At 38.4% G+C, this 13,366-nt stretch carries 9 protein-coding genes; 1 reads left to right on the top strand and 8 read right to left on the bottom strand.

Going from position 1 to position 13,366, the window contains the following annotated elements:
* Nucleotides 1–272: 272 nt before the first annotated feature.
* From AC4IFE_RS13010 to AC4IFE_RS13030, 5 genes are all read right to left on the bottom strand, one after another.
* Nucleotides 273–1,790, bottom strand: a complete 1,518-nt coding sequence (locus tag AC4IFE_RS13010; protein ID WP_490757611.1) for an FMN-binding glutamate synthase family protein — start codon at nt 1,788–1,790, stop codon at nt 273–275.
* A 52-nt stretch (nt 1,791–1,842) separates the two neighbouring features.
* Entirely contained in the window at nt 1,843–3,189 is a 1,347-nt protein-coding gene (gene mtaB, locus AC4IFE_RS13015) for a tRNA (N(6)-L-threonylcarbamoyladenosine(37)-C(2))-methylthiotransferase MtaB (RefSeq protein ID WP_490757612.1), read from the bottom strand.
* 70 nt (nt 3,190–3,259) lie between these two features.
* A complete protein-coding gene (locus AC4IFE_RS13020; RefSeq protein WP_490757613.1) occupies nt 3,260–3,844 on the bottom strand; it encodes a DUF1572 family protein in 585 nt (194 codons plus the stop codon).
* A gap of 95 nt (nt 3,845–3,939) precedes the next feature.
* A complete protein-coding gene (locus AC4IFE_RS13025; RefSeq protein WP_490757614.1) occupies nt 3,940–6,048 on the bottom strand; it encodes a T9SS type B sorting domain-containing protein in 2,109 nt (702 codons plus the stop codon).
* 166 nt (nt 6,049–6,214) lie between these two features.
* The gene (locus AC4IFE_RS13030) at nt 6,215–7,012 is read right to left on the bottom strand and encodes a hypothetical protein (protein WP_490757615.1); all 798 of its coding nucleotides are present in this window, start codon (nt 7,010–7,012) and stop codon (nt 6,215–6,217) included.
* Between the two features lie 203 nt (nt 7,013–7,215).
* Between AC4IFE_RS13030 and glgP the strand changes: the two genes are divergently transcribed.
* Nucleotides 7,216–8,871, top strand: a complete 1,656-nt coding sequence (gene glgP, locus AC4IFE_RS13035; protein ID WP_490757616.1) for an alpha-glucan family phosphorylase — start codon at nt 7,216–7,218, stop codon at nt 8,869–8,871.
* A gap of 231 nt (nt 8,872–9,102) precedes the next feature.
* On the opposite strand, the gene AC4IFE_RS13040 is transcribed toward glgP, so the two are convergent.
* The 3 genes from AC4IFE_RS13040 to AC4IFE_RS13050 all read right to left on the bottom strand — a co-directional run bounded on the left by AC4IFE_RS13040 (nt 9,103) and on the right by AC4IFE_RS13050 (nt 13,330).
* Nucleotides 9,103–10,074, bottom strand: coding sequence for a hypothetical protein (locus tag AC4IFE_RS13040; protein WP_490757617.1), 972 nt, complete (start codon nt 10,072–10,074; stop codon nt 9,103–9,105).
* Between the two features lie 509 nt (nt 10,075–10,583).
* A complete protein-coding gene (locus AC4IFE_RS13045) occupies nt 10,584–11,711 on the bottom strand; it encodes a formylglycine-generating enzyme family protein (protein WP_490757618.1) in 1,128 nt (375 codons plus the stop codon).
* A 5-nt stretch (nt 11,712–11,716) separates the two neighbouring features.
* Nucleotides 11,717–13,330, bottom strand: coding sequence for a sulfatase (locus AC4IFE_RS13050; protein ID WP_490757619.1), 1,614 nt, complete (start codon nt 13,328–13,330; stop codon nt 11,717–11,719).
* Nucleotides 13,331–13,366: the final 36 nt, after the last annotated feature.

The raw sequence follows: 13,366 nt of genomic DNA on the forward strand, positions 1-13,366 counted from the left end.
TCTAAGCCAACTCACAATTGTAGAGCGTGCTTGTATACCGTATTTTTTCCGACAGTCGGTAATTCCTGATTTTCCCGTTTCTATTTCTCTTACAATTTGAAGCTTCAAACTCAAATTGTAATCTCTCTGAGTACGCTTAACGTATCGGGTTTCTAAATGTTCTTCCATAACGATTCTTTTTTTGTGTATCGATATTTCAGGACTAGACAAGAACTATAAATTAAACCGCCTTCAAATTGAAGGCGGTTTTTTATTGTCAGTCTTTGTTTTTTTTAAAATCTTGCTTTCTGCTTTACATTTCCTAAGATATCCGGGAAATAAAGATCTGCCAGATGGTCAAACTCATCTCCTCTCATGAACATCGTGGCATCCACTTCTTCGTAAGAGCTTCTTCCTGCTGCTGCAATCAGCTCGTTACAGGTATGCAGAGTGTTTTTATGGAAATGGTATACTCTTTCACTTTTATCAGTAACATCAAGTCCCTTGATCAGCATTTTATCCTGCGTAGCCACTCCTGTAGGACAATTGTTGCTATTGCATCTTAAAGCCTGTATGCATCCTAATGAGAACATAAATCCTCTCGCATTATTACACATATCCGCACCCATAGCCACAGCTCTGAGAATATCCAAGCTTGTCAGTACTTTTCCACTGGCGATCACTCTCAACTTACTTCTTAAATTATAATTATTAAGCGTTCTGTTAACGAAGATCAGGGCGGGTTCCAAAGGCATCCCCACTCCATCTGAAAATTCCGGCGGTGCGGCTCCAGTTCCTCCTTCTGCTCCATCTATAGTGATAAAATCCGGATAGATTTTTAAAACATTCATCTGTACACAAATATCCTCGAACTCTTTGGTATCACCAATACAAAGTTTAAAACCGACCGGCTTACCTCCTGAAAGCTCTCTCAGCTGCTGCACAAACCTCAACAGGCCTGCAGCATCAGAAAACGAACTGTGGGATGGCGGTGAAATAACAGTCATTCCCGGGGTAACGTGACGAATCTTTGCGATCTCCGGGGTGTTTTTCACACCCGGAAGCACACCTCCATGTCCTGGCTTTGCCCCCTGAGACAGCTTAATTTCCACCATCTTCACATTGGGAAGGGTTGCATAGTTTTTAAACAGTTCCGGGTTAAATTTCCCTTCTTCGTCACGACAGCCAAAATATCCGGTTCCAATTTGCCAGCAAAGATCTCCTCCTTCCATGTGATAGGGAGAAATACCTCCTTCTCCGGTATTGTGGTAAAAATTTCCTTTTTTTGCCCCTCTGTTTAATGAAATCTGTGCCCTGTCGCTTAACGCCCCAAAGCTCATTGCTGAGATATTGAACAGAGAAGCGTGGTAAGGCTGCGTACACTGCTCTCCCCCTACCCATACTCTAGGAAGCTCTTCTACAGGTGATTTTGCATAAATAGAATGCTTTATTCCTTCATATTTTCGGTGATTGACTTCCAGCTGTGTTCCGAAAGCTACGGTATCACTTAGGTTTTTGGCTCGTCTGTAAACTGCAGAACGCTGATTTCGGGGAAATGGTTTCCCATCTGTCTCCCTTTCTATGAAATACTGTTGCATTTCGGGTGAAATACTTTCGAAAAAGTACCTGAAGTATCCCAATACCGGGAAGTTCCTCAAAATAGCATGTTTCGACTGGTAGGCATTGTAAACACCCAATGCATAAATAGCAGATAACAGGATGGGTATCCAGTAATGCGCTCTGATCAGTAATGCGACGATCCATGTAGCAATTACTAATACAATTCCCCAAGATAAAAACTTATCTCTCATGAATGTAGTATTTAAAGTTTAAAATAAATTTAGTAGAAATTTTGCAAAGAGACTACGCTTTTGCTAAAAAACTTTCGAAGGATGACTGCACAGAAACCGTGCCATCTGACAGGATTTTTTCTAAATTTAGAAATTCAATCTGATTAACTGATGCGGGATCAAAATCTTTCTGGACTCTCACATAGTTTTCAGTGAAGCCATACATTTTGCCGTCTTTATTTTCATGCTCCCAAAGAACGGGAAGCGTTTTTCCAAGTTGGGTCTGATAGAATGCCATTTTTTTCTTTTCAGAAAGTATTCTCAGCATTTTATTACGTTTTTTTCTTTCAGGAATAGGCACTACCCCATCCATACCGGCTGCTTCTGTATTTTCTCTTTCGGAATAGGTAAATACGTGAAGATAGGTAATAGGAAGCTCATTCAGGAAGTTATAGGTTTCCATGAATTTTTCCTCTGTTTCGCCAGGAAATCCTACAATAACATCAACCCCGATAGCAGCATCAGGCATTACCTCGCGAATTTTATTCACCCTGTCGTTATAAAGCTTCGTAAGATAACGGCGCTTCATTTTTTTCAGCAGATCATCGCATCCTGACTGTAGCGGGATGTGAAAATGAGGAACAAAGCTTTTACTTTTGGAAACAAGGTCGATACTTTCGTCTTTCAAAAGATTCGGTTCAATGGAAGAAATACGTATTCTTTCAATTCCTTCCACTTTATCAAGCTCTGAGATCAGATCAAGGAAAGTATGTTCGTGTCTTTTATTTCCGAACTCACCTTTACCGTAATCACCGATATTAACTCCGGTAAGAACAATTTCTTTGATGTCTCTTTCGGCAATTTCTTTGGCATTTTTAAGAACGTTTTCGATGGTGTCTGAACGCGAGATCCCTCTTGCCAGCGGAATGGTACAATAGGTACATTTGTAGTCACACCCATCCTGTACTTTCAGAAAAGCTCTTGTCCTGTCGCCAATTGAATAGCTTCCAATAAAGAAATCTGTTTCTTCAATTTCGCAAGAATGGACAATGCCTTCACTTTCTGATTTTTCCAAATCATCCAGGTAGCTTAAGATATTGAATTTCTCTTTGGCTCCCAGAACCAGATCCACACCATCGATTTGTGAAATCTCTTCAGGTTTCAACTGGGCATAACATCCAACGATCACCACCAGCCCTTCCGGATTAGCTTTCATCGCCCGCTTTACGTGAAGTTTACACTCACGGTCTGCGTTTTCAGTTACCGAGCAGGTATTGATGACATAGACATCAGCTTTATCATCAAAACTTACTTTATCATAACCAGCATCTGTCAATTGGCGGGCAATAGTAGATGTTTCCGCAAAATTTAATTTGCAGCCGAGTGTATGAAATGCGGCAGTTCCGTGAAAAGTTGACATTTATTTACTCCTGAATTTTCTGGGTGCAAAGATAGTAATTTAAATAATAATTCTGAATCGATTCAGTCTATTATTTATATTCATCTCTTACTTCAGGGCTGTTTTGAAAGCATACCGGAGATGAATTGGAAGCATCTTCTTTAGAAAACTTATGTTTCATTTCGTCATTAAACTGCTGGGATTTGTTTCTTTCAATAGAAAGTGTTTTCCAATCGTCATTCTTCATCATTTTCGCAATAGAAACAATCTGTCCGATATGATAGGGATAATGGGCGAGCTGACGCAAAACTGCATCTAAAACCGAATGTCCTTCTCCCCTGATATAAATAGTAGAATATAAATTTTCATCATTGATCTGGCTTAAAGCATCAAAAAAACACCCCCAGCCTTTTTCCCAGAAATCAATAACCTCCTGTTTTGTTTTAAAAGTATTGACAAATTCACCATCTCGGTTGCGCCCTGCTTTTTCTCCGTCTTCCGTTAGAAAGTTAGTCCACCTTGAAAGCATATTGCCGGCGATATGTTTAACAATGACAGCAATTGAATTACTTTCATCATTATACTGCCAGAACATCTGTTCATCGGAAAGCTGTCCGAATGATTTATCTCCGAGAGATTTATAGTACTTAAAGCGATTTACAAAAAGATCTTTCATTTTTCTATTATTGGTGGAACTAATTTAAAATTATTTTAACGACAAAACCATCTCTTTCGAAATGGTTTTGTCTATATAGTTTATTATTAAAAAGCTTAATCCCTGTTCTTAACCAAGATCCATCCTGAATATTTAACTGGTGTGTTCATTTTATCATTTTCATTCCAGCCCACAGAATACCAATAGTTTCCGGTAGGCACCTTTAATCCGCCCTTGCTGGTTCCGTACCATTTATAGCCGGTAAATTTATCAATCTGGAAGATCATATTTCCGTAACGGTCGAAAATATTCATGACCAAATTCTTCTTATTGGCTAAGGCAGAATAATCAATAACATCATTGTATCCGTCACCATTGGGTGTAATGACATTAACAAGATTAGGAACTACTATGCTGATGTCTATCGGATCACAGTCGTAAGAATCTTTTACAAATATAGTGGCATCGCCTCTTTTAACATTACTGAATTCATTAGAGTCCTGCCAGTGGATATTATCCATGGAATATTTGTAGGGTGGTGTTCCTCCTATCACAAATACCGTAACATTAGTGTTTGAAATTTCTATACTTGAAACAACGGGCTGCTCAGAAGGATATACTTTTACATTCTGTACCACAGTACAATCCCCTGTTTTAAGCTTTACCCAATAGGTTCCTACGCCCACATTTGTAATCGTCTGGGTGGTTGCTCCAGTACTCCATTCGTAACCGTTAAATCCCGGGCCTGCATCCAAAGTTGTTCTGTCTTCTATACAAATGATTTTATCTTTAAGAATGGTGGAATAAACCGGCGGAATAACCACTAATGTAATTTTAGCTATGTTGTAGCAACCCTGCGCATTGGAAACCCGCACATAAACCACACCGTTGGGAGCAATGTATGCTGCTGGCGTTAAAATTTCATTGGTCTGATTAACGGCATCCGTCGCAGAAGGATAGTATTTTTTACCTGCCCCGATCTGTGAGGTTACCGATGCAACTGTAAGATTAAAGGATGATGTAGACGGATTACCTTCAATTGCACAGGATCTTAATGTAGTATCATTTACCACAACCACCGGATGGAATTTCAATATTATCTGTGCAACAGCAGTACATCCGAAGGATGAAATCACTTTGACAAAAATGGCTCCTTCTGCAGAAGTAAATGCTGACGGATTTATAATTTCATTGATACCTGCATTCAGATCTGAGAGTGTATGGTAATATTTCTTGGTCACGGTTGGATCTGTAATAACGTCTGCTGTTGTAAGATCAAATACTGCTGTTCCTGCATTATTATTGTTACATTGGGTGAGTGTTGCATTTTTTGCCGTGATTTTACCATCCTTAAATTTAAATGTTCCGATCTGCTTACATTTATTGAGCGGACTGTTTGGGTTGGTTGGATCTGTATAACTTATGCTGTAATAGTAAACAGACGTTGTATTTACAGTTGTAGGAACAGTAATGGCATTATTTCCGGTTAATGCATCATTCTGACTTGTATGATAGCTTACGCTAAAGTTAGGATTTCCATTTAAAATTCCTGCAGAAAGTGTAGAAAAATCAAATACGGCGGGGTTTACACATATAATTACCTCTTTTGGATCGGCCGGATTAGCGGCCGGAACTCCCGGAGGAATAAACGGATACGGCTGTAAAGTTGGATCTGTAAATGGAGAAGCCAACGTTGCAGTTCCACCCCATGTTAAAGAAAACGGAGCCGTTATCGTACTTGTACTGCTCACCCAGTTGTCAATAAATAAATAATAGGTTTGCCCCGGCAAAACATCCAGGTATTTACAATAAGGTGTGAGTGAACCTCCAACAGCCGTGGTAAGAGTACTTGTCATATTTAAGCCGGTAGCCGGTCCGGGTCCAATAACCGTTGCAGCATTACATCGTATGGGGGCCCCTAAAGCTCCACAGTTTACATTAGGACCGAAAATGGCCCAGTCATAATCGGCATCCGGATTATTCGGGACCAGATTGAAAGTAAGGGTTCCTCCTGTCGCAATTGTTATTTTATACCAGATTGAATTGTGTTCACCGGTTGCGTCTATACAACTTCCTGAATTAATCAATTCATTAGTGTTGCCATATCCGGTCGGGCTGTAAGTAATATTGGAATTTCCGCAGACGGCAAGCGCCGTTGAACAGTCTGCCTGCGCAAAAAATACCTGAGAAATACCTAAAAAAATAAGGAGTAAAAGTTTTTTCATAGATATATAGTTTTTAGTGAATGATTTGAAAACCACACGTATATGTTGATTGGCAACATATATCAAATATACCTATATTTTAATCACAAACAATGGATTTTTAAAAATATTGAATTATTTTAAATAAAAACATAGAATAATTATGATATCGAACGATAAACACCAACTATTTTATGCTTGTAATATTTCCGCACAGATTTTCAAGATGGAAAATTTTATGAAACGGGCTCTTCACTTCCTTCAAATGTTCTTTGTCCTGAATGAATGTATACCTTGACGCAATGGAGTTCATATCGGAAACAATCACCAGCCAGCATTCATCTACGGACGTATCGTAATATGGAAATTTTTCATTTTTCTTATCAATAAGTTCCAGGATCTTCTCGGAGCAAAGTTCATCAAAAAGATTCATGCTGTATTCATGGGTGATAAAAACATTTCTGCGGTGAAAAGATTTCCTCATTCCTTTCACACAGCCTAAAGGCTTATTCTTTTTAATGCTTCTGTAAATACTGAGAATATTTTCCTCCTGCTGTTCTATATTATCAAATTTAATATTCGGGTGAAATTCTAAAAAATAAACACCACGATATTTCGCGGTGTCTTCCTGTTCTAATAATATTTCTGCCTGACGGAACATCTTATTCAAAGTACTTTCCACTTTTTTCATTTCCAGATGATTAATCACTTCGGTCAGTTCTATACCAATTTTCTTATCGTTGAGTTTGGCGATAAAGTCCGGACTTTCGCAGGTAAGATCTTCAAATTTGACATCGGGGAAATGATGCATAAAAGAATTAAGCAGCAGAATCTCAGATTTTTTTCTGTATTTTTCACGGTCATGAAGCAGAGATTCGTCTATTTTACGGTGATACTTTTCCATCGGCTTTTTTTTCAAATGCCGGTTCATATAGTATAGGCTTAGATTCTTTATTAAATCTTCATCAGAAAATGTCTTTTTCATAGGTGATTTTTTTATGTGACCAAAGAACATGTGCCATATGGTTTTCACCGTTAGAAGTTTTTGATTTTCAAAAATTTACATATTAAAGGTAAGTAAAAAAACTATTCACAGGATACTTTTAATTTAATTTATCAAATAATTAATGTAAAGTTTATTTTCATAATCAATACCTTTAGCGTTCAAATAATAAAACTGTGATTTATATGGATTTTAAAAATTTTAAAATACCTTACAGCATCAATCCACAATATTCTAAAAAAGCCGTCTATTTTTCGATGGAATTTGCCATTGAACAGGTTTTAAAAATATATTCGGGAGGCTTAGGATTCCTTGCAGGATCCCATATGCGAAGTGCCTATAACCTAAAACAAGACCTTATCGGGATCGGAATTCTATGGAAATTCGGGTATTATGACCAGGCCAGAAATCATGACCAGACTCTTCAGCCGGTCTGGACAAGAAAGATGTACAGCTTCCTTGAAGATACCGGAATAAAATTTCAGATAGAGATCCACAGCGCCCCTGTTTGGGTAAAAGTATGGTATCTTGACCCTGAAATTTTCAATACGGCACCCATGTTTTTCCTTTCTACGGATGTTCCGGAAAATGATCATGTTTCCAAAACAATCTGCCACAAATTATATGATGCCAACGAATCTACAAAACTGGCTCAGTATATTTTACTTGGAAAAGGAGGTGCTCAGTTACTGGACGAAATGAATGCCGAAAGAGAAGTCTATCATTTGAATGAGGCTCATGGACTTCCGGCTGCATTTTATCTGCTCAAAAAGTACAACGGAGATCTGAACCGGGTAAAAGAAAAACTGGTTTTCACCACCCATACTCCTGAAGAGGCCGGAAATGAAAAGCATAATCTGAAACTATGTTATGATATGTCTTATTTTTCAGGTTTCAGCATGGATGAAGTAAAAAGTATCGAAGGAACAAATGATGACCGTTTCAACCACTCGCTGTGTGCTCTGAAAATGGCAAGAATGGCGAACGGAGTATCTAAGCTGCATGGTGAGGTTTCCAGAGCTATGTGGAGTAAATATCCCGGAATCTGCGAAATTACTTCCATTACCAACGCACAGGAATTTAAATACTGGGCGGATAAGCCTCTTTATAAAGCCAAAGATGAAAACGATGCAACTGTTTTTGATGACCGCAAAAAGCATTTAAAGAAAAGATTATTCACCATTGTCGCAGACCAGACCGGAAATCTGTTCAATCCTGATATTTTCACTATTGTCTGGGCCAGAAGATTTGCAGGATACAAACGTGCAGACTTACTGCTTCATGATAAGGAAAGATTCTACAGATTATTGAATAATCAGAAATATCCGGTACAGATTATCTGGTCAGGGAAACCTTACCCGATGGACTATTCCGCGATTTCTACTTTTAACTCCCTGGTAGAGGAAAGCAAAAATCACAAAAATATGGCGGTCCTTACCGGTTACGAGCTTGCTTTAAGCAAGTCCTTGAAACAAGGCTCTGATTTGTGGCTTAACAATCCAAGGGTACCAAGAGAAGCTTCGGGAACCTCGGGAATGACCGCTGCCATGAACGGATCTGTAAATCTTTCTACTGATGACGGATGGATCCCGGAATTTGCAAAACCGGGCGAAAATTCGTTTGTAGTTCCGAAAGCCGATTATTTAAATATGAGTATTTACGAACAGGATACTTATGATCTGAATAAGCTGTACGAAATTCTTGAAAACGAAATTTTGCCGGCTTATTACGACAATCCTGACCAATGGAGAAATATTCAGTATAAGGCTATGAATGATGTTCAGGACCAATTCAACAGTGACAGGATGGCGGATGAATATTACCAAGTGCTTTACAAATAAGTAAAAAGGTAAAAACCAGCCAACTGGTTACAACTTACATCTCTATAAAAATTCCGTGAAATTAATTTCACGGAATTTTATTATGGTATTATTCTTTTTTCTTTTTCAGAACTTTCAGGCCTTTTTCTATGGCTTTTGAAATTCCTATGATCATTATATTTGAATGTTTCGCTCAAAAACATTTCCGAGAATAAATGTTTTTCATCATTTATAATTTTAATATCGTTATGTTTAAGGTGTTGATAATTGCTGTATTGAAAAATTCCTGCTCTCTACCAGAGAGTTTGGAGTAGCAATATCCACACTTGTAGTAGGTTTATTTCCAAATCCCCAATTCATAGAAAGGTAAACCCTGTCTCCTGCATTCAAATGCACTATACAATTCACATTGATCGGTGTATTTCCAACATCTGCGATCTGAGCCATGATATTTCCCCTGTTACCTCCAATAATATTGCTAAGAGCTGTACCATTTTTAGTAATATTAAGGTTAATCCCTGCCCATCCGGTTGTTCCTGAAGTATTACCTCCACTACCAAAATAAGCATATCCCTCTATTTTATATACTCCCGATTCCAGGATCTGCCAGTAATCTCCGGCATCATTCCAAACAGCAGAACCACCCTGGTTCACAATAACATCTCCTACTGAAAAAGGGATGATTTGTGGAACACCGGCATTAAAATTAGTAAGATTTGCTCCGGTAAAATTCACCGTATCTGTAGCTGCCAATGCCGCTATGGTAGGTGTTGTCTTGTTAATTAAAAGGGCAACTTCCCATGTAGTTCCGCTTGTTGTTCCCTTGCTGATAAGCATAGCATACCCTCCCGGAGTAATAGAGACACTGGAAACTCCAGGCCCCTGCGGATTATCAATAAGTTCAGATCCACTAGCTGCAATTGTAAGAGTCGCTGTCCCGATATTTTTGAAATAATAGATTCTTCCTAAAATATTCCCGGCAGCAGGACTGGCTGCTACAGCAGCAGGTAAAGTAAATGTTGCTGCGGAGGTTCCATTAAAAGCCGTATAAAAATCGTTTACTCCAAGTGTCGTGGATGCTGATACATTTTTATATTGCCCGGCAATGGAACCGTTTACCGTAAGAGTACTCCCGGGTAAAACTGTATTGATCCCTACATTTCCGGTTTGGGCATACCAAAATCCTGAAAATGTTACTAATGCTAAAATCATTAAATTTTTCATGGTCGTATTATTTTAAAGTTGATCTAAAATTTAAAATAGTACAGTTCATAGCTTCTCTTAAGAACCATACCTATTTTCATCCATCTGTATAGTTTAGTGTTGAATTATTTCTTCCTCACAATAATTCAATTTATTTTCTTAATTATGCAATCTGTAATTACCATCTTTATTTCATTAGTTAAGTTACGACTTATTTTTTAATTCCTCTATTTTTATTATGATGAGGTGCTTTTCCTTTGTTATAAGCCCATACACTCTTCCAGAATCTTCAAATTTTTATTTTTTCTATATTTATAAGCAACAAGATTAAACATTATGATAAGATAAATAATAATTAATTATAAATAATTAAATTTAATTTTATTAAAATTACCTGAGTTATGATAATCCGCAGTCTGTAAGAAGCAGCTTTATCAATAAAAAACGGCCTGGGAAAATTTTCCCAAGCCGTTTCATTACTTTCATTTTAACTAGAAAAGATTTAATATTTCAAACCGTTTTATTTTTTATTATTTTAAATCTCTAACACATCTGAAGCCTGTATTTTCCAAGCTTGTATCTGGGCTGCTTTTCATACGACGTGCCACCCTGTAACCACTGCAATAGCTGTCATTACACATAAAGCTTCCACCGCGCAAACTGTGTTTTGATGTATAGGGCTCCTGTGGATCATAAGATGTATCCGGGCCTTTGGGATTCAGGCTTACTTTACCCTCCAATTTCTTATAATAATCGTAAGAATAGAGATCACTACACCATTCCCAGACATTTCCGGCCATATCATAAAGTCCATATCCGTTGGCTTTGAATGATTTTATGGGAGCAAGTCCTGTATATCCGTCTTTTTTTTCGTTAAAATACGGGAATTTCCCTTCCCAGCTATTTGCTTTCGGTATTCCTTTATTTATGGATTCGTTGCCCCAGGGATAAATATTATTTTCCAATCCGCCACGGGCCGCATATTCCCACTCAGCTTCTGTCGGCAGGCGTTTGCCGGACCATTTGCAGTAAGCCTGGGCATCGTCCCAGCTTATGTGCACTACAGGATAATTATCTTTACCTTCAATATTGCTTCCAGGGCCTTTTGGATGCTTCCAGTCGGCTCCTTTTATCCAGCTCCACCATTGGGTAAAATCATTTAAATCCACTTGTTTTCTGGTGGGTTTAAATACTAACGATGCTGCCACCAATAAGCTGTCAGGAGGTTTGGGTGTTCCCTCAGGCACATTTTTTTTCAATTCTTCCCAATCAGGTGTACGTTCTGCGGTAGTTATATATCCCGTAGCATCCACAAACTTTCTGAACTGGGCATTAGTGACTTCCGTTATGTCTATATAGAATGATGAAACCTGCACCTGATGTTTAGGATATTCATCGGCATCGGCCTGATTGTTATCACCTCCCATATCAAATCTGCCTCCGGATATCAATACCATTCCTTCCACAGAAGTGTTTCCACTGAAAGCTATACCTGATGAATTTCCAGCTCCAAAACGTCCGGGCATATTCATGCAACTGTGGGCAGTTTTTTTATCTTGCTGATTTTTTAAAGTTTTATCTTTGTTACAGGAACATAGGATAGCTAAAATACATGAACCGAGAAGGGCTATTTTTGCAGGGAATATTAAATTTCTCATCTGTTTTATTGATATGCTTTGCTGGGTTTGCTATACCTCCATCCTTTTTTTAATTGTGAAGAAAGTTTTTCTACAAGCTTTTTATTTGTTTTTTCTTCAGCAATATTCACATTTTCATCAGGATCATTGGTATGGTCGTAAAGTTCCCGTGCCAAATAGTTTCCCGGCTTTTTAGCTTCCTTGTTCCATTCATACCATTCTACATACCGATATCTGTCTGTCCGGATGGCATACCCCATTCTTTCGGCTTTGCGGCTTTCTTTTGGTCCAAATCTGCCCAGCAAAAACTGGCTGAAAGCTGCTGTTTTCCAGCTTCTGTCTGGGTTAGTAAGTAAAGGTTTCATACTGGTCCCCTGAAGATAATCAGGTCGCTTTATTCCTGTCATATCACATAAGGTAGGATAAACATCTACAAATTCGGTAAGGGCGTTGCTTTTCTGTCCTTTTGCTTTTACACCAACACCACTCACAATAAGCGGAACTCTGGTATCAATTTCGTAATTGGTCTGCTTTCCCCAGCTATTATGTTCTCCCAGTTTCCAGCCATGGTCACCCCACAGCACAATTATTGTATTGTCACTAAGGCCCAATTCTTCCAATGCTTTCAAAAGTCTTCCTATCTGTGCATCCGTATAAGACACAGAAGCGTAATAGCCATGTAAAATCTCACGTTGTTTTTCTATATCGTAAGGTTTGTCTGAGGGCAAGGGTAAATCTCCTCTACCTGTGTATGCTCTGAGCTCGGCATCGCCATGTACAGCAAATTCAGGTGCATTTTTGGGTACAAATTGATTTCTGGCAAGCGGAATGTCGTTACGATTATATAAATCCCAATATTTTTTAGGAGCATTGAATGGCAAATGTGGACGGTAATAGCCTACTGAAAAAAAGAAGGGTTCTTGTTTTTGTTTCAGTTCTTTTAGTTTATTGATCGCCATTGTGGTTTGCGCGCCATCATAATAAGCATCATCATTCACATCTACCATTTCAGTTGCATTAGCTTTGGTATATATAAAACCATACTTATCAAACTTAGCTTTTCCATCTTTCAAAAGCGCAAGTTCTTTTTCTTTCTGAATAACAAGATTTTCCTTCAACTGATAAGTAGCATCAGGGTCAAAAGGGAAGCCATCTATATGAAGCTCTTCATTCCAAGAAACATTGTCGGGAATATCATTATGAAAAGTTTTTCCAATGCCTACGGTATAATACCCATTATTTTTAAATATTTGTGGCAGGGTTACTACATTGGGCAGGTTTTTCCTGACGTCTGTCTGAAGATCCCATACCTGGGTAGAATCGGGACGTAATCCTGTAAGCAGGCTTGCCCGCGACGGATTACAAACTGCTTGTTGACAATAGGCCCTGTTAAAGACCACTCCCCTGGCTGCCAGCTTGTCTATATTAGGTGTTTTTATAATGGCATTTCCATAGCAACCTATTGCATCAGGTCTTAAATCGTCAATGGGAATGAAAAGGATATTGGGTTTTTGTTGCTTTTGTGTCGGTTTTACTTTCCTTACAGGATTTTTTTTGCTCCCGGGATTTTCAGAAAAGCTCATCACCATGAAACATAGGGATAAAGCCCATATAGCTTTGATGAAATTTTGATATCTCATATGTAAACTCTTTTTTAAATTATATAATGAATCTTC

Source organism: Chryseobacterium sp. UF-81, from assembly GCF_058245105.1.